This window comes from Streptomyces sp. NPDC101776 (genome assembly GCF_044766845.1).
Lineage (GTDB): Bacteria > Actinomycetota > Actinomycetes > Streptomycetales > Streptomycetaceae > Streptomyces.
In genome coordinates this window covers 141379-162544 of record NZ_JBIWMV010000015.1, presented here as the reverse complement: position 1 = coordinate 162544, position 21166 = coordinate 141379, and the positions used below count along the sequence as shown (strand labels likewise).

Sequence of the window (21166 nt, the reverse complement as noted above, 5' to 3'; positions counted from 1 at the left end):
CCAAGATCCAGACTCCCCAAAGGCGACTCATAGTAGCCACGCGCCTCACCCCCCGCTCATGACCCCCCGGCAGGCCTCCGCGTACGCCCTCACCAGCGGCCGTCCGCCGTCCTCCCGCCGCCACGCGAGGGCGTATCGGCTCGGTGAAACGCCGTGCACCGGGCGGGTGATGACACCGCCGAGGGTGATCAGATGCGCGTTGCCCGTGGCCACCAGGCAGATGCCCAGACCGGCGACCAGCGCCTCGTACGTCTCCTCCGTGCCCGCGATCTCCGCCCCGACGCGCGGTGGACGGCCGCCGCGTTCGTCGAGGGCGAGCCAGTGGTCGCGCAACGGGCCCGCGTCGGACGGCAGGGCGAGGAACGGCTCGTCGAGCAGGTCCGCGAAGTCGACCTCGGCGCGGGCGGCCAGCGGATGGGAGTCCGGGAGCGCGACCAGGCGGGGTTCCTCGGCGACCACCGTCCAGCCGTAGCGCTCCGCGTCGGGCAGCGGCAGCCAGACGAAGGCGACGTCCGTTTCCCCGTCCGCGAGACCGGCCGTCGGATCGTCCCAGCTCACCTGCCGCAGCCGTACGACCGCCTCCGGGTGCGCGGCCGTGAAGCGGGAGCGGATCGAGGGCAGCAGGCCGCCCCGGCCGGGGCTGGTGCTCATGCCGACCAGCAGGGTGCTGCGTTCGGCCGCGCCGGCCTCCGCCAGCGCGGACGCGCCCTCCGCCCAGACCGCCAACACCCGCTCGGCGTACGGCAGTAGGGCCGCACCGGCGGCGGTGAGCGCGACGCCCTGCCGGTCGCGGTGGAACAGTTCGGCGCCCAACTGCCGCTCCAGCGCCCGGATCTGCTTGCTCAGCGCGGGCTGCGACACGTACAACCGCTCGGCCGCGCGCGTGAAGTGCAACTCCTCGGCGACCGCGACGAAGTAGCGCAGGTCCCGCACATGGACATCCATCGTCATAGCCATCGGTTATGAGCTTAGGTCTTGGACGGGTCGTCGGGGGCGGGAGCAGGCTGGTCCGCAGATGAGCACCACGGGATCTCAAGGGGAGACGTCATGAACAAGGTGTGGCTGGTGACCGGGGCGAGCAGCGGGTTCGGGCGGGCGATCGTCGAGGCCGCGCTCGCCGCCGGTGACGTGGTCGTGGGCGCGGCGCGGCGGACCGAGGGGCTGGACGACCTGGTGGCCGCCCACCCCGACCAACTGGAGGCGCTGCGCCTGGACGTCACCGACGCGGCGGCGGGGGAGGCGGCCGTACGGGACGTGGTGGCGCGGCACGGGCGGATCGACGTCCTGGTCAACAACGCGGGCCGTACGCACGTCGGGGCCTTCGAGGAGACCACCGAGCAGGAACTGCGGGACCTCTTCGACCTGCACGTCTTCGGGCCGGCGGCCCTCACGCGCGCGGTGCTGCCGTCCATGCGGGAGCGGCGGTCCGGGACGATCGTCCAGATGAGCAGCATGGGCGGGCAGATGTCCTTCGCGGGCTTCTCGGCGTACAGCGGCACGAAGTTCGCCCTGGAGGGACTGTCCGAGGGGCTCGCGGACGAGGTCTCCGAGTACGGCGTCAAGGTGCTGATCGTCGAGCCGGGCGCCTTCCGGACCGCCCTCTTCGACACGAGCCGCGCCGGGGTCAGCGCCGACAGCGGTGCGTACGCCAAGGTCAGTGAGACCCGCGGCTTCGTCTCCGGCGGCGACGGCGCCCAGGCCGGCGACCCCGTGAAGGCGGCGGCTCTCATCCTCGCCGCCCTCGACGCCGAGGAGACCCCGCTGCGTCTGCCGCTGGGCGACGACGCTGTGGACGCCGTGCTCGGCCACCTCGACGCGGTGCGCGGCGACATCGCGGCCTGGGAGAAGCGGACCCGGGCGACCGGCTTCGACGCCTGACGGAGGGCCCGGAACCCTTGGCCCGCCCGGGTCCGTCCCCGTTGTCAGAGGCGCGTGCCACGATGGACGCGCTGGGAGACGAACGGACGGCAACGGGCAGCGGGGGGTGACATGGAGGGCGAGTTTCCGCGGGCGGGCGGACGGGCCAGGGAGCTGTGCGCGCAAGGCACGCGGTTGTACGACGTGGCGCGCGCCCTGCGTGCCGACCACACCCGCGCCCTCGACACCGTCCGCTCCGCGCTGGAGCCGCTGCGGGCCGAACTCGTCGCCCAGGAGCTGGAGTCCATCCCGGTCGCCCGCCTGAAGGACGTCACCGAGGGGCGGCTGCGGCTCGGGGCCGTGGAGGCGGCGGGACTGACCTCCGTGCGCGCGGTGCACGAGGCGAGCTGGTACGAACTGCGGCAACTGCCCGGCGTAGGACAGCAGACGGCCGACCGGGCGCTCGCGGCGGCCCGGCAGATCGCGCGGGCCGTCGAGGAGACCGTCTCCGTGCGGATCGACGTCGACCACCCCGAACTCCGCACCACCGCCCTGGTCATCGCGTTGCAACGGCTGGTCGAGGCGGGCCCCGAGCTGCGCCGCGCCCTGGACGCCGCGACCCGGCTCGACGAGCGGCTCGGCGAACTGCTGCCCGTGGCCAGGCCCGCCAGCAGCAGGCTGTTGATGGCGGTCGCCGGTCGCCGCAGGCGGGAGGCCGCACTCGCCGCGGTCGCCGAAGTGCACGAGCTGGTCGCCGACGCGGGCGCCAAGGACGTACGGCTGCTGATCGCGCAGGCCTCCACCGACCTGTTGCGGCCGCCGGTCTCCGACATCGCGGCGTGGGTCGACTTCGAGCTGCGGTCCGCGGAGTACTACAGCCAGCTCGTCGAGGTCGACGGGAAGCAGCCGGACCTCGCGGCGAGCGAGGGTTTCCTGCCGGCCGAACTGGCCGAGCGCGTGCACGCCCAGCCGCTGGACGACACGCACCGCAGGGTCTCGCTGCGCGGGTACCAGTCGTTCGGGGCGCGTTTCGCCCTGGCCCAACGGCGCGTCGTCCTCGGGGACGAGATGGGGCTCGGCAAGACCGTCCAGGCCATCGCCGCACTCGCCCATCTCGCGGCCGAGGGGCACAGCCACTTCGTGGTGGTCTGCCCGGCCAGCGTGCTGATCAACTGGACCCGCGAGATCGGCGCCCGCAGCACCCTGCGCGCCCTGCCCGTGCACGGCCCGGACCGACAGGACGCCTACGGGGAGTGGAGCGAGCGCGGCGGGGTCGCGATCACCACCTTCGACACGCTGCACACCCTGCCCGCACCGGTCGACAGGTCGTCGAAGCGCGGGAGGCCCAAGGGGGACGCGCCGACCGGCCCCACCCCGGGCATGCTCGTCGTGGACGAGGCCCACTACGTGAAGAACCCGGACACCCGCCGCACCAAGTCGGTCGCCCTGTGGACCGATCGCTGCGACCGCGTCCTGTTCCTCACCGGCACGCCGATGGAGAACCACGTCGAGGAGTTCCGCACCCTCGTCCGGCACCTCCGCCCCGACCTCCTGCCGACCGTCCGCAACGGCACGGCGGCGGCCGGACCGCAGGCCTTCCGTACATCCGTCGCCCCCGCCTATCTGCGCCGCAACCAGGAGGACGTGCTCACCGAACTGCCCGCCCTGGTCCAGGTCGACGAGTGGGTGGAGCTCGGCGTCGCCGACCGCGAGGCCTACGACCGCGCGGTCGGCGACGGCAACTTCATGGCGATGCGCCGGGCCGCCTACGCCGAGAAGTCCGCGAAGCTCCAGCGCCTGCGCGAACTGGTCGCCGAGGCCGCGGACAACGGCGTGAAGGTGGTGGTCTTCTCCTACTTCCGGGACGTCCTCGCGGCGGTGGAGCAGGCCCTCGAACGGCCCCTGGAGAAGCCGGAGAAGCGCGCGAAGCGAGTCTTCGGGCCCATCTCCGGGAGCGTCCCGGTGGCCCGCCGGCAGCAACTGGTCGACGACTTCACCCAGGCCCCCGGCCATGCCGTACTGCTCTCGCAGATCGAGGCGGGCGGGGTCGGTCTCAACCTCCAGGCCGCCTCCCTGGTGATCCTCTGCGAACCCCAGGTCAAGCCGACGGTGGAGCACCAGGCCGTGGCCCGAGTCCACCGCATGGGCCAGATACGCACGGTCCAGGTGCACCGCATGCTCGCCGCCGACAGCGTGGACGATCGGCTCCTGACCATCCTCAAGAACAAGGACCGCCTCTTCGACCGGTTCGCCCGGCGCAGCGCCCTGGCGGACGCCACCCCGGACGCGATCGACATATCCGACGCCACGCTGGCCCGCCGCATCGTGGAGGAGGAGCAGCGCCGACTGGCGGCTGAGGTCAACTGACCCTGTCCTCAGGGGTGTTCGGCCGCCGTCAGGAGCGCACGTCGAGTTCGGCGAGAGCGGCACCCGCGCCCCGGACGGCGACCCGGACGTACCGGGCGGGTGTCCCGTCCGGCGCGTGCCACCTGCGCCCGTCCGCCGAGACCTCGACCGTGGCGGACGCCGGCTGCTTGGTCCAGGCGGGTCGCACCGTCCTGACGCGTACCGTCCGCCCCAGGTCGACGGTGAGCGAGGCGCGGTCGCCGGCCGGGGACCAGGCGGTCGCGGGGCTGCCGTCGACCGCCGCCTCCGGGTAGCGGCCGGACTCCGAGGAGGTCGCCGTCGCGGTCCGGCAGCGGGCCAGGTCGGTGGTGGGGGTGAGGTCCGGGCGCCGGGTCTTGAGAGTGACCGTGCCGGAGAGGGTACGGCGGCCTTCGGGGGTGTCCAGCGTGAACGGAGCCCCGGACCGCAGTCGTACGGTCGTCGTCCTCGCGCCGATCGCGATGTCGTACGTACGACCGCGCCAGCGGAGCCCCGACAGGCGTACGCCGTCCGTGAGTTGGGGCGGCAGGCTCGGGTCCAGGTGGAGGGCGTCGGGGCGCAGCCGCAGGCCGGTGAGGCCGTGGGTGAAGACCTGGAGGAAGCCGCCCTTGCCGGTGAGGAAGTCCTGGGCGGGGGAGCCGGCGAGGGGGTCGGACGCGCCCGCCTTGTCGCCGCGCGCCTCGGAGAACAGGGCGAACGGGCCGCGCGCGAAGGGCTGGTAGGCCCGCCGCAGATAGGTGTACGCGGCGCAGCCCGGCTCGCCGATCGCCGCCGCGTCGATCGCGTGGACGGCGTCGGTCATGGCGGGGCCGTCCGGGTCGGTGCGCCGGGCGTAGTAGTCGAGGGTGGCGGCCCCGGCACCGGCGGGCATGGGCCACTCCAGCGGGTAGATCAGCAGCACGGTGTCGGCCTGCTTGATCTGGGAGCCGGTGTAGCCGTCGTACTGGAGGAAGATCTTGCGCTTCGGGTCGTAGGGGATCCGCAGGTGGTCGGCGACGGTGAGCCAGTCGGCGGGGGCGGTTCTGCCCAGGGTGCGGGCTGCCGCCGCGGCGGCGCGGAGGGCGGTGGTGGCGACGGCGTTGGTGTAGACGGCGTCGTTGACGCCGTTGCTGTACTCGTCGGGTCCGGCGACCTCCTTGACGGAGTACGAGCCGTCGGTGTTCTTGGTCGCTCGCGAACTCCAGTACTGGGCAAGGCCGTCGAGGAGCGGCCAGCCCTCGGTGCGGAGCCAGGCGCGGTCGCCGGTGGCGAGGTAGTACTGCCAGGCGGCCAGCGCGATGTCGCCCTGGAGGTGGTTCTGGGTGAGACAGTGCGGCGGCTGCCAGCTCTGGCACTCGGCCCACAACCGGCCGTGACTCGCGCTCGTCCACGGGAAGAACAGGCCCTTCACCGAGGTCTTCGCGGCGTTCTCGGCGGCGGCCGTGCGGGTGCGGAAGCGGTAGTCGAGGACCGGACGGGCGAGCTCGGGACGGGTGGCGAGCAGCGCGGGGAACATCCAGGTCTCGGCGTCCCAGAAGACCATGCCGGCGTAGTTGTCGCTGGTCAGACCGGCGGGCGCGATGCTGTTCTGCGCGCCGGGCCGCAGTGCGGTCAGCAGCCCGTACTGGGCGGAACGGGCCCAGAGTTGCAGATCCGGGTGGCCCGGCACCTCGATGTCGGACGACCACAGCGCCCGCCACGCGGCGGTGTGCGAGGCGAGCAGCGCGTCCCAGCCGCGCCGCGCGGCCCGGTCGGCGGCGTCCTGGGCGGCGGAACGGGGGTCGCGGGAGGTGAGGGCGGTGTCGACGCCGACGTACTTGGTGGCGGTGTAGGAGCGACCGGAACGGACGTGCAGGACGGACGCCTGGCTGGCGCTCAACTCGCCCTGTTTGTAAGTGTGTTGGGAGCCCCCGGGCACATCCAGTGCGGACGCCACGGCTCCGTCGACACCGGTCCCGTCCGTGCGGAACGCCACGCGGATGGCGCGGTCGCCGATCCGGCCGCCGCTGGTCTGCCGGACCCGGCGGGCGCCACGGCCGTCGAGGCGGTCGGTGAGGGTGAGTTCGCCGTCCCAGTGCGGGGTCACACGCAGGCGTACGGCGCCGGTGTGCGGGGTGTCGCGGGCGGCGAGGACGTCGTAGACGAGGTCGGTGCGGCGGCCGTCGGCCGTGGTCCAGGTGAGGGACGTGCGGACGTAGCCGCAGCGGAGGTCGAGGGTCTGGCGGTACTGGGTGACCCGGCCGGTGCTGGTGCCGCCGTAGGTCTCGGTGCCCGCCGTGACGTCGAGGCCGGTCCAGTTCGGGAGCGCGGCGAGGGCCTCGCGGCCGGCCGTGTTCACGGGACCCCGGGCGTAGAGGCCGGAGACGAACGCGCCGTCGTAGCGCGGGGTGTAGAGCGGCCAGCCGGTCTTCTCGCCGGAGGCCGCGTAGCCCGCGCCGGCGGGCGGGACACGGGTGCCGAGATAGCCGTTGCCGACGTACGGGTGGTACGTGTCGGTCGGGTCGATCCGGGTGGTCGAGGGCGCCCAGCCGGGCGTGCCGCAGTCGGCGCGGGGGCGGGGCGCGGCGGACGCCTGGTGCGCTGGGAGGGGGAGGAGCAGGGCGGCGGCGAGGACGGGGAGCAGCAGACGGGTCGGCTTGGTCACCGTTCGACGATGCGATGCCCTGCGGGGCGGGGGTGGGAAGCGCGCGGAGGATTACCACGTACGGAGCGCACCCGACCCTGAGTCCCCCCGGCTCCTGCTAGCCCCTACCTCCGGTACGGCATCGGGTCCGTGACCCAGCCCGCCGTCAGGACGAGCCGCGACTCCCGGTGCACGGCCAGGAAGCCGAACGGGCGGTCGAGGAGGGCCGTGACGACGGTGGTCGTGTGGCGGAGGTCGGGCCGCGAACCGCCGTGGCCGGGCGCGACCGCGGTCACCGCGCCCGCACGGAAGCCGAGTGCGCCGAACTGCGCCACCGCGGACTGCCCGGCCTGCGCGAGGGCCAGCGGGTACGGGCTGATGCCGGGGAAGTGGCCGTCACCGGTGTCCCGCGCCGTCGTGAGGCCGAACAGCCCGTGCAGGTCGAGGAGATCGTGCCGCGCCCGCATGTCGTACGCCATCGTCGTGACGGTCAGTTCCGGCGGTTGCGGTGTGGCGCACCGCTGTTGCTCGACGCGCAGGCCGGGTCCCGTGTCTCCGTACGGGAGTTGACCGCTCGGTACGACCGGGAATCGGCGGGCCAGGACGTCGACTCCCGTGCCCAGCACCTGTCCTGGGGTCATGTGCTGTTCGCCGAGCAGCAGATGGACGTCGATTCCGTTGTCGCCGGGGACCTTCACCTCGGTGACGTGACCGTGCGGGCCGCTCGCCACGCCGGCCCGGTCGAGGCGGACGCCGGTGCGGCGCAGACCGGTCAACTGCCGTCCCTGCCAAGGACCGGCGTCCGGTCGGAACATGAACTCACTGAAGGGGCGCGGCCATTCGGTGTTCAGCGCGAGCGCGCTCGCCAGGACCATCAGCACGTCCTGGTCCAACGCGACCGGTATCCGCTCGACCAGCCCGTCCGTCCGCTCGGCAGCCCACGCGTCCAACGCCCCTTGGGAGCCCGGGAGATCCTCGGTGAGCACCCCGTGCGCGTCCGCCGGCAGCCCCGCCAGCCACTCCTCCCGTACGGCCAGTTCGCGCCGGGTCCACAGTCCGAGCGCGGAGTTCGGCCCGCGCATCTCCCGCATCGCGGCCCACAACTCCCGTGCGGCGGCGCCCGCTTGGCCGGCGTCCATCCCCACCGCGTCCGCTAGTTCCGCCCGCGCGGCACCCGAAGCCCCGTCGGCGAGGAACGCGAGCAGCGGCCACACCCCGGCCGCCGAGAACACGGTGCCACCGGTGGCCGTGTCGGCCCAACGCGCCGTCAGCCGGTTGACCGCGTCGACGGTTCCGCTGCCGACGGCTGTGTCCTCGACCACCGCCCCCTGAACCGCTCCCAATTCCGCCCCCGCCCGTGCCGTAGCTCAAGATCGCGCAGCCGCGTGATCTTGTGCGGGAAGGCTACCGTCGCTGCTCCGCCCCCGGTGATCAGCCCTGCTCGTCGTCCTCGGGGAACAGCTCCGGGTCCGTGACCCAGCCCGCCGCCAGTACCAGCCGGGTGTGGCGGTGCAGCGCGAGGAAGGCGAAGGGGCGGTCGAAGCGGGCGGTGATGGTGGTGGTCACGTAGCGGACGTCGGGTATGTCGGCGGCTGCCCCGGTGACGGCCGTCACCGCCGCCGCGCGGAAGCCGCGGGCGTGGAACCTCGCCGTCGTGGACTGCTCGGCCGACCCGATCGCCAGCGGGGACGCGCTGATGCCGGGGAAGTGACCCCGCGTGACGTCCCGCGCCGTCGTGAGCCCGAAGCCCAGGCGTCCAGGGCCGAGCGGTCGGCCCCGAGGTCGCCCGTGAGCACTCCGTGCGCCTCGGCCGGCAGGCCCGCCGCCCACGCCTCCCGCAGCTCCAGCGTCCGCTTCGTCCACAGTCCCAGCGCCGAGTCCACGCCCCGCATCGCCGCGAGCCCGCCCAGCAACTCCCTTGCCGCGGTGGCCGATCGGTCCGCCGGCAGCCCCACCGCGTCCGCCGGCTCCGCCCGCGCGGCACCCCCGGCACCGTCCGCGAGCAGTGCGAGCAGCGGCCACACCCCGGCCGCCGAGAAGACCGTGCCCCCGTCGGCCGCCGCCGCCCACCGCGAGGTCAGCGCGTTCACCGCCCGCACGGTTGCCTGAGGAACCCGCATTCCACCCCCACTCATCTCGCGCTTACCATGCGCCAAGTCGTACATCAGTTCCGCCATCAGTTCCGCATCTGAAGATCTCCAGCTCTCCCTCCGGAGATCCCCGCCCGAACCAGGAGCACGGTACCCGTGTCCATACCCCCGCCCCCGGAGCCCCAAGGGCCGCCCACCCAGGGCCCCGAGAGCCCCCAGGACCAGCCTCCGACTCCGGCTCCGGGCCCGGCTCCCACCCCGCAGGCCGACACCCCGTACAACCCGTACGCCCCGCCGCAGCAAGACCCCTACGCCCCACCCCGACAGGACCCGTACGCCCCGCCCCCGCAGACCCCGACCCCCTACGGCGCGCAGCCCCAACTCCCTTACGGCACACCGCCGCAGAGCCCCTACGCCCCGTACCCCCAGGGCCCGCACACCCCTCCGGGTCCCCCGAGCCCCTACGGGCCGCAGCCCTACCAGACCTGGTCCCAGGGCTACACCCCGTACAACAACCCGGCGCCCCTGAACGGCATGGCCATCGCCGCCCTGGTGTCCGGCATCCTGTGCTGCCTCCCCGGCGTCGGGCTGGTCCTCGGGCTGATCGCGCTGAGCCAGATCAAGAAGCGGGGCGAGCGCGGCCGGAGCATGGCGGCGGCCGGACTGGTGCTGTCGGCGCTCGGTCTTGTGGTGTGGGTGCTCGGGGCGACCGGCGCGGCCACCGGCTTCTGGGACGACGTGAAGGACAGCGCGCGGACCGACTCGAGCGCCTCCCCGGTGAAGGGCGAGTGCTTCGACGCGCCCAGCGGTTCGCTGGAGGGCCGGACGTACGACTTCGACGTGGTGCCCTGCTCCGGCGAGCACGACGGCGAGGTGTTCGCCGTCGTGCGGATGAGCGGCGGCTCGTACCCCGGGGACAAGAAGGTCAGCGCTACCGCCGACGACAAGTGCTACGCGCTCCAGGACGCCTACGCCATGGACGGCTGGGCCGTACCCGCCGACGTGGACATCTACTACGTCACCCCGACCTCGGACAGCTGGGACCAGGGCGACCGCGAGATCACCTGCGTGTTCGGCAACACGGACGAGGAGGCGAGCCTGCCGGGCGGTTCGCTGCGCAACGACGCCACGACCCTCGACTCCGACCAGGTCGCGTATCTGAAGGCGGCCCACGTCCTCAACACGGCGCTGGACTCGGCGCCCGACGCGGAGTACGTCGAGGACGACCTGCCGGGGCACCGGGTCTGGGCGGGCCGGGTCTCGGCCGCGCTGGCTCAGCAGGCCGAGCTGCTGGACGGCCACCAGTGGCCCGCCGCCTCCGCGAAGCCGGTCGCGGCCCTGGTCAAGGACCTGCGGGCCGCGCAGACGGAGTGGGCGGAGGCCGCCCAGGCCTCGGACGCCGACGAGTTCTACGCCCACTACGACAAGGGCGCCGACCTGATCGCCCCCCAGAAGTCGGTCACCGCCCGCAAGGCTCTGGGGCTCGCCACGACCCCTCCGTCGTACGACGGGAACGACGGCGGCGGGGGCAGCGGGGGAGACGGCGGCGGCATGGAGGTGTGAGGACTCCTATAGCGGGGAGAAAGTGCCTGGGTAAAGCCCACGCCGGGCATAAGTCATCACATCGAGTGATTCTCTGGCCTTTGCTTGCATGGCACAACCCACGGTTGCCAGGCTGTTGCTGTCTGTACAACCTGATGGGAGCGGCCAGTGACATTCGGTGAGCAGCCGGCGTATCTGCGCGTGGCGGGTGATCTCCGCAAGAAGATCGTCGACGGCCAGCTGCCCCCGCACACCCGGCTGCCCTCGCAGGCCAGGATCCGCGAGGAGTACGGGGTGTCCGACACGGTCGCCCTCGAGGCGCGCAAGGTGCTGATGGCCGAGGGGCTGGTCGAGGGCCGTTCCGGGTCGGGGACGTATGTGCGTGAGCGTCCGGTGCCGCGGCGCGTCTCCCGCTCCGGGTTCCGGCCGCCGGCCGGCGCGACGCCGTTCCGGCAGGAGCAGGCCGAGGGGGAGGCGCGCGGCACCTGGGAGTCCAGCAGCGAGCAGGCCGAGGCCGGCGGCGCCATCGCCGAGCGGCTCGCGCTCCAGCCCGGTGAGCGCGTGATGTGCACGAAGTACGTGTTCCGGGACGCGGGCGAGACGATGATGCTCTCCACGTCCTGGGAGCCCCTCGCGGTGACCGGCCGGACACCCGTGATGCTGCCCGAGGAGGGCCCGCTCGGCGGCATGGGCGTCGTCGAGCGGATGCGCGCCATCGACGTCGTCGTGGACAACGTCACCGAGGAGGTCGGCGCCCGGCCGGGCCTCGCCGAGGAACTGCTCGCGCTCGGGGGGGTCCCCGGGCACGTGGTCCTCGTCATCCAGCGCACGTACTACGCCTCGGGCCGCCCGGTGGAGACGGCCGACGTGGTCGTCCCGGCCGACCGCTACCGGATCGCCTACCACTTGCCGGTGAAGTAGGCGCGCACCGTCTGCCGGTCCACCTGCCGGTGAACTAGCGCACCCCTTACGGCATTTGTCGCCGGAACCCGTCAATCCGCCCTGGCCCGCCCGCAGTTGGATTCCGGTCTTTCTCGCAGGCCGTTCGCGGCACCTGTAGCGTGCCTCTCACCGGATGCATCGAGGTGCGCCAACGGCGCGTTCGTCATCGTGCGCCCCCTCCGTCTTGGCTGGTTGCGTACCTCTTTGTGAAAACCCGTATTCGCTGCGTGAAGGTTAGGCGTAGGCTCCGGCATATGCGGATTGCGGTTTCCTTATGGGGTGGGGCACGGCACGAACCGCGAGCGGGAAGCGGAGGGGCGCGATGAACGACAACACGATCACCCTGCCCTGGCTCGTGATACGGCAGGACGACAACGGCAATCGCTACCGCGTGGGCCGGTACGCGACCCGCGCCGAGGCCCAGAAGATCGCGGACAGCCTCGACGACCGCGGACACAAGCAGCTCTACTGGGTCGAGCGGATCGGGCAGAGCGAGGACGCCACCCGCAACTGACCGCACCCGCACACCCCGTAGGCTCCGGCGCATGACGACACGGATCGTGGTGGTCGGGGCCGCCCTGTTCGACGGCGGCCGGCTGCTCGCCGCGCGCCGCAGCGCACCTCCCGAACTGGCCGGATGCTGGGAACTCCCCGGCGGCAAGGTCGAGCCCGGCGAGCTCCCCGACTCCGCGCTGGTGCGCGAGTTGCGCGAGGAACTCGGTGTCGACGCCGAGACCGTCGAGCGCGTCCCGGGACAGTGGCCGCTGAAGCCCCCGTACGTCCTCCAGGTCTGGACGGCCCGGCTGCTCCCCGGCTCGGCGGCGCCCGAGCCCCTCCAGGACCACGACGAACTGCGCTGGCTCGCCCCCGCCGACATCTGGACCGTCGACTGGCTCGACCAGGACGTGCCCGCCGTACGGGAGGCGCTCGCGCTGATCGAGGCGGGGGCGCGCTGAACCCGTCGTAGGGCGAGAAGCGGGCGCGCGCCGGACCCGGCGTACGCCGTTCGTGCCACAGTGCGCCCTTCGGGGCGGTACCGGGCCCGGAATATCGGGTATGTGCCCATTAACCCCATGAAATCGGACATGGGTGAGCTGGCTGGCCCGGGATGTGATCGGCTTGATCGACACCGAAGGCGACTGCGCCGAGTGGACCTTTCCCGCGGACCCCGGAGCCGTCCGTACCGCGCGCTCCGCCGTCCGCGGGCAGTTGCGCGACTGGGACCTCGACGCCCTCGCCGATATCGCGGCGCTGCTGGTCAGTGAGCTGGTGACCAACGCGCTGCGGCACGCCACCGGGCCCATCGGCGTCCGGCTGGTCCGCCCCGTCGGGCCGCGCGGTGTGCTGCTGGTCGAGGTCTCCGACCCGCTGCCCGACCTGCCCCGTGAGCGCGTCGCCCGCCCCGAGGACGAGAGCGGCCGGGGTCTCCAGCTGGTCGCCGGCGCCTGCGTCCGCTGGGGCACCCGGCCCGGGGAGACCGGCAAGACAGTGTGGTTCGAGCTGGCCGTACCGGGGTGACCGGGGTGAATCCGGGAGGTCCGAAGCTGTACGGACCGGACAATCGTGTCCACGGAGTGGTCCAGGCCTGTGACGGTTGTCGATCGGTGTGGTTCGACTGCGTGTCCGCTGGTTAGAAGACTGGGAGTGTTGTCGCAGGCAGGTCCGAAATGCATCGGGATTGTCCTGTGATCGTGAACACCGTGTTGTGCGGCGCCGTAGTGCTGGATACTGCGGGCAGCCGCCCCCGGTGACCGGTGCCGGACGCGGTGAGCTGGAGGGGACGGTTCGCGTGAGCGAGATACCAGCGAAGGCCACGGAGTCCGAGGACCCGTCGGACCGCGCGAGGGCTGAGGCCGCGGGCTCTTTCGGCGTGCCCGCCGACGCCGCGCGGGTCGCTGACGGCATGTCCGAGGGCGACGCGTTGTCCGTCGGCGACGCCATGTGGCAGAGCAGCCCACCCGGCTCGATCTACGACTACATCAAGGTCGCCTCCTTCTCCATAGGCCCCGACGGGCTCGTCGACCAGTGGAGCCTGCGGGCCGAGCAGCTCTTCGGCATCCCCACCGACCGCGCGGTGGGCATGGACCCCATCGAGGCGTTCGTCGACCCCGAACTGCACGAGCGCGGCCAGCGCAAGATGGCCGAGATCCTGGACGGCCGGGAGTGGACCGGCGTGGTCCCCTTCCGGGTGCCGGAGACCGCGGAGGGCGAGCCCGCCAAGGAGGGTCTCGCCGAGGTCTATGTGATGCCGACCCGGACCGAGGAGGGCGAGCGGGCCGCCGTCTGCATCGTCGTCGACGTCCGCATCCTGCGCCGCATCGAGACCGATCTCGCCGCCTCGCAGTCGATATTCGGTCAATCTCCGTTCGGGTTCCTGCTGATCGACCCCGACCTGCGGGTCCGCCGGGCCAACCAGCAGATCGCCAACACCTTCGGCGGCACCCCCGACGACCACCGCGGCCGGGGCGTCCAGGACTATCTGCAGAGCCCCGAGGCCGAGCGGGTCACCGCGACCCTGCGCCGGGTCCTGGAGACCGGCAACTCCATCACGGACATGCAGGTCACCGGTCTCGTGCCGGGTTCCGCGGAGCGCCGCCACTGGTCCATCAACCTCTATCGCGTGCACAGCGGCAGCGGCCGTCCCATCGGCATCGCCTGGCTCGGCACCGATGTCACCGCCCGCCGCGCAGCCGCCCGCGAGGCCGCCTCCGCGCGGCGCAATCTCGCCCTTCTGAACGAGGCCGGTGCCCGGATAGGGAACTCCCTCGACCTGGAGACCACGGCCCGCGAACTCCTCGACGTGGTCGTCCCCGGCTTCTGCGACCTGGCGACCGTCGACCTCTACCAGGGCCTCCTGGCCGGCGACGAGACCCCGCCCGGCCGCGCCGACGGCAGCGCGGAACTGCGCCGGGTGGCCTTCGCCAGCGCGGTCTCCGACGCCCCCTTCGTCGGCGGCGGCGCCCCGGTGTCCGTCAACGCGGTCCACCACTACCCCTTCAACTCGCCCTGCGCGGACGCCCTGCGCACCGCCCGCCTGCAGTACGTCCCCGCCGAGGAGGGCGGCCCGGTGCAGTCCACGCTCGCTGTGCCGATGGTCGCCCACGACACCGTCGTAGGACTCGTGCAGTTCGCCCGTACGAAGGGCAGCGAGCCGTTCGGCGACCGGGACCGGGATCTCGCGGTGGAGCTGGCGGCGCGGGCCGCCGTGTGTATCGACAACGCGCGGCTGTACCGGCGCGAGCACGAACGGGCGTTGATACTGCAGCGGTCCCTCCTCCCGCCCGGCGACCCGGAGGCCTCCGGCCTCGACATCGCGTGCCGTTACCTGCCGGGGAACGCGGCGACGGAGGTCGGCGGCGACTGGTTCGACGTCATCGAACTCCCCGGCCACCGCACGGCGTTGGTGGTCGGAGACGTGATGGGACGTGGTCTACGCGCGGCGGTGGCCATGGGTGAACTCCGCACAGCGGTGCGGACCTTGGCCCTCCTGGACCTCGAACCGGCCGAAGTCCTCTCCGCGTTGGACGAGATCGCCCGCGGCCTCGGCACCCCCGGCGGAGTCCAGCAGGCCACCCGCGCGGCCCGCCGCCCCCGCGAGGCCGACCTCGCCGAGGTTTATCTGGCGACCTGTATCTACGCGGTCTACGACTCCGTGACCAGGCGCTGCACCTTCGCCAACGCGGGCCATCTCCCGCCGGTCCTGGTGGAACCGGGCGAGGCGGCGCTGATGCTCGACGTCCCGCCGGGCATGCCGCTCGGCGTCGGCGGCGAGCCCTTCGAGGAGGTGGAGGTCGAACTGCCCGAAGGCGCGCTGCTGGCGCTCTACACGGACGGCCTGGTCGAATCCCGCGACCACCCTCTCGACGAGGGTCTCCAGGCCTTCGTCGGCGCGCTGACCGACCCCAACCGCCCGGCGCACGACGGCCATCCGGCTTCGGCCGCCGCACTCAACGCCGAGACCCACCGCGACCTGGAGGACGTCTGCGACCACGTCCTCAGCACCCTCGACACCCACCACGGCGAGGACGACATCGCGCTGCTCATGGCGCGCGTCCAGGGCCTGCCCGAGGACTCGGTCGGCGACTGGACGCTGCCGCGCGAACCCCGCAGCGTGGGCCGCGCCCGCGAGCACGCCCGCACCCGGCTCCAGTCCTGGGACCTCGAACCCCTCATCGACACCACGGAGTTGCTGGTCAGCGAACTCGTCACGAACGCGCTGCGGTACGGCGAGGGCGAGATCAGGCTACGGCTGCTGCTGGACCGCACGCTGGTATGCGAGGTGTGGGACGCGGGCCTGGTCCAGCCGCGCCGCCGTCGCGCCCGCGACACGGACGAGGGCGGCCGGGGCCTCCAACTGGTCGGCCTCCTGTCGGCGGCCTGGGGCTCCCGTCGGACACCTCGCGGCAAGACGGTGTGGTTCGAACTCCCGTTGCCTGACGGCGAGAACGGCATGGTGGACCCGGCGGAGGCACTGCTCAGCCTGTTCTGACGGCTCCTGACCGACGGCGCCTGACGGACAGTTCCTGACCGACGGCGACCGCGGTGTTCTACGTCGGCGGAAGGCCCCTGCGTTTCCGGGTGGCCGGTCCGCCGAAGGAGAGGGGCGGGCCGCCGTCCGGGTCCTCGCCCAGCAGGATGCCGCCGAGGACCGCCCCGCCGACCCCGCCCGTGCGGTCGTCGGCGGCACCGGCGTACGGGTTCCCGTGCACCCGGACGTCCTGCTCGGCCGTCTCCCGGGCCTCCGACGCGGGTTCGTCGGCTGCGGCGGGGTCGGTGGCGAGCAGCAGTTCCGCTTCCGCCAGCCGGGTCCGGGCCGCCACGCCCACGGCACCCCGATGCGTCGCCACGAACCCGTCCGCCGAGCCGACGTCACTCCGCCCGACGAGCCACGCGGCGACACCGAGCACCCCGTCCCGCCCGGCGCCCAGCGGCAACATCGCCTGAACGATGCGGCGCAGGGCGTCGAGGGGGTCGTAGGGGCTGTCGCCGGTGAGTTCTTGTCGTACGGCGGCGAGGGTGCTGTGGGCGTGGGTGAGTTGGGTGTGGAGCCGGCCGGACGGGGGCTGGGGCGTCGCCCGTGCCATCTCGGCCTTGGCGAGTTCGGCTTCCGCGCCGGTGAGTGCGGCGGGGACCAACGCGGCTGCCGCTGTGCGGGAGTTGGCGAGTCGGTCGACGTCGTTCAGGAAGACGTCGGCCTGGGTGATGGCTCCCTCGGCGGAGCGGAGGTGGCGTATCGCCGTTCCGGTGTCGCCCAAGTCGGCTGTCTGGCGGGCCTGGTTGAGATGGGTGGTGGCGAACACGAGCCGGTCTTTGGCCTGTTCGACGTACCCGGTGACGGTGACGGTGACGGTGACTGTGCTGGTAGTGGTGGCGGCGTCCACGCGCCCCGCACGGCCGGCCAGTTCCCGGAACCGTGCCTCCGCGATACCGAGGGAGGTATCCAACTCCTCCTCCAGCGCGCGGAGTTGGTCGAACGCCGGGGCTTCCGCGTCCAGTCGCCGTCCGGCTTCGGCGCACCGTCCGACGATGCCGGCGAGGGCGTGCCGCCGGGCGGCGTCTTCTTCCGGCACCCCACGGTCGTAGCGCAGCCGTATCGCGAAGGCGGCGGAGAGCTCGCGCTCGGCCTCGCGCAGGGCGCGGACGAACGGTTCGGTGACGGTGGCCCCGCCCTCGCCCCCGCCCCCGGCGCCCGTCCCGAACCGGGCCTCGACGAAGGCGAGTTCCTCACGGCTCGTGCGCAGGCAGTCGTCGGCCTGGACGAGGGCGGCACCGGCCTGGCGTTCCAGTACGGGAAGTGGGGTGACGGGGGGTTGGGGTGACACGACCCCGGGAGTAGTACGGGTACGGGCCCTACGGGTCCGGCGCACATACCCGTACCCCGCGAGTACGCCGACACCGCCCACCGCGACGAGAGGCAGTACGAGGTCGGCGGCCGACGTACCCTCCTCGGCGTTCCGCCGTCCGTGCTCACCCGCGCCGGCGACGGGCCCACCCCGGGCGGCCGCAACCGGAACCTCCGCACTGATCGTCATCACCGGCAACACCAACCACACGACCCCGGCCGCCCCACCCACCACGGCATGCGCCACCCGCACGGATATGTGGGAGGTCCCGCGCCGAGGCCGGCCCCGTATCAAGGATGACGTCACATTTCGGAGCGTATGAGCAGGATTGCGGGCGCGCGACCGGGATGGGCTCGGGGTGGGACGCGGGACGGGTGAGGTACGAGGTGTGCGGCTACGGGGAGGGGCGCGGGGATGGGACATGTAGGGGACAGGGGCGCGGAACGCACAGACGATGTGGAGGGGGCTCTGCCCGGGGAACCGGAGACCGGGGTACAAGCCGGGAGCGAAGCGACCGGCGGGGCTGCGGGGAGTGGCGGGGCTGCGGGGAGTGGCGGGGCTGCGGGGAGTGGCGGGGCTGCGGGGAGTGGCGGGGCTGCGGGGAGTGGCGGGGCTGCGGCGGGCGATTCACCCGAGGTCGCCGATGGCGGCGTACCCCCACAGGGGCCACCCGCACCCGGCGACGAAAGCAGCACAGGTGGGCGGGGTGGGAGAACCAAGTGGGTTCGGCGGAGCGTGCTCGCTGTCGTGCTTGCCCTGGTGGTGCCGCTTCTCGGTGCGGAGATCGCCCTGCGGGTGAATTACGCCGGTGAACCGTCCGACGGCACGTACACCAGGAACCGGGACGCGATCTGGCTCGGCCACGCGTGGGTGGACGGTCGTAAGACCGACGCCGACCTCGCAGCGCTCGCCGGTCGACTGAAAGGCACCGGTATCCGCGACCTGTACGTCCATTCAGGCCCCCTGGAGCACGACGGCACCCTCCCGGAGTCGGACTACCCCAAGGCGGCCTGGCTGATCGAGTCGGTGCACAGGGAACTGCCCGGCGTCCGCGTCCAGGCCTGGCTGGGCGACAAGCTGGCCACCGAGAGCCCCGACGGCCTGCGCCTGCAACGCGCAGCGACCCGCACCGCGATCGTCGCCTCCACCCGCCAGATCCTCGCCGCCGGCTTCGAGGGCGCCCACTTCGACCTGGAGCCCCTCCACTCCGGCGACGCGAACTACCTCGATCTCCTCGACCGGCTGCACGACGTCACCGAGGCCCACCACGCCCTCCTCTCCGTCGCCGCCCACCAGATCGACCCGCTCCCCGCCTTCCACTCCTTCTGGGGCACCGTCACCAACCACCCCAAGTGGTGGTCGCAGGCGTACTTCGGCCAGGTCGCCCGCCGCGTCGACCAGATCGCCGTCATGTCGTACGACACGATGCAGCCGCTGCAGAGCCTCTACGGCGGCTACGTCGCCCAGCAGACCGCGCTCGCCCTGGAGGTCACCCCGGACTCCACCGACCTCCTCATGGGCCTGCCCTTCTACCACGAGAACCGCTTCGGCCACCGGGGCGCCGCCGAGACCGTCCCGGCCGCCGTACGCGGCGTACGCCTCGGCCTGTCCCGCACGGACGCGGACCGCGCGAACTTCGGCGTCGCCCTGTACGTCGACTTCGCGGCGACGGAGGCGGACTGGACGGCGTACCGGGAGGGCTGGGTGCATTGAGCGCCCGCCCGAGTTCGGTCAAAATACGGTGTCGTTCACAGCTACGGATGCGATGATCTGTCACGTCTGATGGGGGTGGGCGATGGTGCTGACATGGCTGGCCGCGGTGGCCTTGCTGCTGCTGGCGGCTCTCGGAGTCTTCACGGCGACGACCGGCTGGATGCCGCCGATGGCGCGAGGCAGGGTCGTACGGCCCGAGTTGTGGGGACTCGGTGCGCTGGCCGGGGCCCTGGGCATGGGGACGGCGATGTCCCTCCAGTGGTGGGCGGACTCCCTGGTGATGGACAACGTGGGCGGCGCGACGGCGTTCGCGCTGATCATCCTCGGCGGAGTACTGCAGTGGCGTGCGCAGCGCCCCGCTGCTCTGTGACCGGCACCCGCAAGACCCTCACCCGCGCCGATCTGACCCCCCTCACCCGCGCCGCCCTCGACCGCACCCCGACGACCGTCACCCGGATCCGAGGCGGTTCGAAGAAGGGCGTCTACCGCCTCACCTTCGACGACGGTCCTGTGCCGACCGCCGTCGCCTACGTCTGGTCGCCCGACGAGGACCTCTGGGACGCCGGCCCCGGCGACCCCCGGGACCCCTTCTCCCACGCCTCCGGCCTCACCCTCTTCACGGCGGCGGCCGACCGTCTCGCCGCGGCCGGCGTCCGCGCGCCCCGGCTCCTCCACGCCGACCCCACGCACACCCACCTCCCGGCGGACGCGGCACTCGTCGAGGACCTCCCCGGCGGCACCCTGGAGGACCTGCTGGCCGGCGACCCGGCCGCCGTACCGGACGCGCTGGAGCGGATGGCGGCCCTGCTCACCACCCTGCACGCCTGCACGGGCCCGCGCTTCGGGAAGGTCGCGGTGGTCGACAACGGCGGTTCCTCGTACGGGAGTTCATGCGAGCAGCTCGTCGTAGAACGCGCCCTGAGCGACCTCGACGAACTCCCCGCCCGCGACCTACGAGCCGCCGCCGCGCACCCTCAACTGACCGAAGCCATAAGGGCGTTGGCCGCCCGGGTCCAGCCCCGCACCGGACCCGCCACCCTCATCCACGGCGAACTCGGCCCCGACCACGTCCGGGTGACCCCCGACGGCGACCTCGCCCTCATCGACATCGAAGGCCTGATGTACTTCGACGCCGAATGGGAGCACGTCTTCCTCGACCTGCGCTTCGGCCGCCACTACGACCCCCTGCGCACCGAGGGTCTGGACGAGGACCGGCTACGCCTCTACCGCCTGGCGATGCACCTCTCCCTGGTGGCCGGTCCCCTGCGCCTCCTCGACGTGGGCGACTTCCCCGACCCCGCGTTCATGCGGGGCATCGCCGAACACAACCTCGGTGAGGCGCTCACCCTCCTGAAGACCGCCTCCTGATCTTCGACCCCAGCCACACCAGCGGGTCGTACTTGCGGTCGACCGCCCTTTCCTTCAAGGGAATCAGCGCGTTGTCCGTGATGTGGATGCCCTCGGGGCAGACCTCGGAGCAGCACTTGGTGATGTTGCAGTAGCCGAGGCCGTGTTCGTCCTGGGCGGTCTTCTTGCGGTCGAGGCCGCTCTCGGAGGCCGCGTCCAGCGGGTGCATGTCCAACTCCGCGACCCGCATGAGGAATCGGGGGCCCGCGAACGCCGTCTTGTTCTCCTCGTGGTCACGGACCACATGGCAGGTGTCCTGGCACAGGAAGCACTCGATGCACTTGCGGAACTCCTGCGAGCGGTCCACGTCCTCCTGCATCATCCGGTACTCGCCGGCCGCGACCCCCTCCGGCGGCACGAACGACGGAATCTCCCTGGCCTTCTGGTAGTTGAAGCCGACGTCCGTGACGAGGTCACGGACCACCGGGAAGGCGCGGAGCGGGGTGACCGTGATGGTCTCCTCGCGGGTGAACACCGACATGCGCGTCATGCACATCAGCCGGGGCCGCCCGTTGACCTCCGCCGAGCACGAACCGCACTTGCCCGCCTTGCAGTTCCAGCGCACGGCGAGGTCGGAGGCCTGGGTGGCCTGGAGCCGGTGGATGATGTCGAGCACCACCTCGCCGTCGTTGACCTCGACCTTGAAGTCCTTCAGGCCGCCGCCCTTGATATCCCCGCGCCAGACTCGGAAGTGTGCCTCATAGGCGGTGGATGCGACTGTGCTCATCGGGTTCCACCCTGCGGCAGCTCAGCGGAATTCATGAAAAGCATCTCCCTTACCTCCG

Annotated in this window: 16 protein-coding genes and 1 pseudogene; 11 read left to right on the top strand and 6 right to left on the bottom strand. The window is 72.4% G+C overall.

The window, feature by feature from the left end; translation table 11 throughout:
* Positions 1-45 precede the first annotated feature (45 nt).
* A complete protein-coding gene (locus ACIRRY_RS35715) occupies positions 46-957 on the bottom strand; it encodes a LysR family transcriptional regulator (protein ID WP_403981181.1) in 912 nt (303 codons plus the stop codon).
* A 90-nt stretch (positions 958-1047) separates the two neighbouring features.
* Here ACIRRY_RS35715 and ACIRRY_RS35710 point away from each other — a divergent pair, with 90 nt between their 5' ends.
* Positions 1048-1878, top strand: a complete 831-nt coding sequence (locus ACIRRY_RS35710) for an oxidoreductase (RefSeq protein ID WP_403981178.1) — start codon at positions 1048-1050, stop codon at positions 1876-1878.
* Positions 1879-1989: 111 nt separating this feature from the next.
* A complete protein-coding gene (locus ACIRRY_RS35705) occupies positions 1990-4224 on the top strand; it encodes a DEAD/DEAH box helicase (protein ID WP_403981175.1) in 2235 nt (744 codons plus the stop codon).
* Positions 4225-4252: 28 nt separating this feature from the next.
* On the opposite strand, the gene ACIRRY_RS35700 is transcribed toward ACIRRY_RS35705, so the two are convergent.
* The 3 genes and pseudogenes from ACIRRY_RS35700 to ACIRRY_RS35690 form a co-directional block, all read right to left on the bottom strand.
* Entirely contained in the window at positions 4253-6865 is a 2613-nt protein-coding gene (locus ACIRRY_RS35700; RefSeq protein ID WP_403981173.1) for a discoidin domain-containing protein, read from the bottom strand.
* A gap of 104 nt (positions 6866-6969) precedes the next feature.
* Entirely contained in the window at positions 6970-8166 is a 1197-nt protein-coding gene (locus tag ACIRRY_RS35695; protein WP_403981171.1) for a serpin family protein, read from the bottom strand.
* A 109-nt stretch (positions 8167-8275) separates the two neighbouring features.
* Positions 8276-8964 (bottom strand): annotated as a pseudogene (locus tag ACIRRY_RS35690) (hypothetical protein).
* Positions 8965-9090: 126 nt separating this feature from the next.
* Here ACIRRY_RS35690 and ACIRRY_RS35685 point away from each other — a divergent pair.
* The 6 genes from ACIRRY_RS35685 to ACIRRY_RS35660 all read left to right on the top strand — a co-directional run bounded on the left by ACIRRY_RS35685 (position 9091) and on the right by ACIRRY_RS35660 (position 15907).
* The gene (locus tag ACIRRY_RS35685) at positions 9091-10497 is read left to right on the top strand and encodes a DUF4190 domain-containing protein (RefSeq protein ID WP_403981169.1); all 1407 of its coding nucleotides are present in this window, start codon (positions 9091-9093) and stop codon (positions 10495-10497) included.
* A gap of 147 nt (positions 10498-10644) precedes the next feature.
* Positions 10645-11397 carry a GntR family transcriptional regulator gene (locus tag ACIRRY_RS35680; RefSeq protein WP_390919483.1) on the top strand — a complete coding sequence of 251 codons (753 nt, stop codon included), beginning with the start codon at positions 10645-10647 and terminating at the stop codon, positions 11395-11397.
* A gap of 343 nt (positions 11398-11740) precedes the next feature.
* On the top strand, positions 11741-11932 hold the full coding sequence (locus tag ACIRRY_RS35675; protein ID WP_200688142.1) for an SPOR domain-containing protein: 192 nt from the start codon (positions 11741-11743) through the stop codon (positions 11930-11932).
* Positions 11933-11963: 31 nt separating this feature from the next.
* Positions 11964-12374 carry a (deoxy)nucleoside triphosphate pyrophosphohydrolase gene (locus tag ACIRRY_RS35670; protein WP_403981167.1) on the top strand — a complete coding sequence of 137 codons (411 nt, stop codon included), beginning with the start codon at positions 11964-11966 and terminating at the stop codon, positions 12372-12374.
* Positions 12375-12528: 154 nt separating this feature from the next.
* Positions 12529-12936: an ATP-binding protein gene (locus ACIRRY_RS35665; protein WP_374222972.1), complete on the top strand. Its 408-nt coding sequence runs from the start codon at positions 12529-12531 to the stop codon at positions 12934-12936.
* Between the two features lie 271 nt (positions 12937-13207).
* Positions 13208-15907, top strand: coding sequence for a SpoIIE family protein phosphatase (locus ACIRRY_RS35660; RefSeq protein WP_403981164.1), 2700 nt, complete (start codon positions 13208-13210; stop codon positions 15905-15907).
* A 58-nt stretch (positions 15908-15965) separates the two neighbouring features.
* Here the strand turns inward: ACIRRY_RS35660 and ACIRRY_RS35655 are convergent, their stop codons facing one another.
* Positions 15966-17450 (bottom strand): hypothetical protein, encoded by a 1485-nt coding sequence (locus ACIRRY_RS35655; RefSeq protein ID WP_403981161.1) that lies wholly within the window; start codon positions 17448-17450, stop codon positions 15966-15968.
* A 279-nt stretch (positions 17451-17729) separates the two neighbouring features.
* On the opposite strand from ACIRRY_RS35655, the gene ACIRRY_RS35650 reads away from it, so the two are divergent.
* The 3 genes from ACIRRY_RS35650 to ACIRRY_RS35640 all read left to right on the top strand — a co-directional run bounded on the left by ACIRRY_RS35650 (position 17730) and on the right by ACIRRY_RS35640 (position 20342).
* Positions 17730-18974: a hypothetical protein gene (locus ACIRRY_RS35650; RefSeq protein ID WP_403981479.1), complete on the top strand. Its 1245-nt coding sequence runs from the start codon at positions 17730-17732 to the stop codon at positions 18972-18974.
* A gap of 82 nt (positions 18975-19056) precedes the next feature.
* Positions 19057-19344 carry a hypothetical protein gene (locus ACIRRY_RS35645; protein WP_403981159.1) on the top strand — a complete coding sequence of 96 codons (288 nt, stop codon included), beginning with the start codon at positions 19057-19059 and terminating at the stop codon, positions 19342-19344.
* Positions 19341-20342 (top strand): phosphotransferase family protein, encoded by a 1002-nt coding sequence (locus ACIRRY_RS35640; protein ID WP_403981157.1) that lies wholly within the window; start codon positions 19341-19343, stop codon positions 20340-20342. The genes ACIRRY_RS35645 and ACIRRY_RS35640 overlap by 4 nt, the downstream gene beginning before the upstream one ends.
* Here ACIRRY_RS35640 and ACIRRY_RS35635 read toward each other — a convergent pair.
* Positions 20317-21108, bottom strand: coding sequence for a succinate dehydrogenase/fumarate reductase iron-sulfur subunit (locus tag ACIRRY_RS35635; RefSeq protein WP_403981154.1), 792 nt, complete (start codon positions 21106-21108; stop codon positions 20317-20319). The two genes, ACIRRY_RS35640 and ACIRRY_RS35635, sit on opposite strands and share 26 nt — an antisense overlap.
* Between the last annotated feature and the right edge of the window lie 58 nt (positions 21109-21166).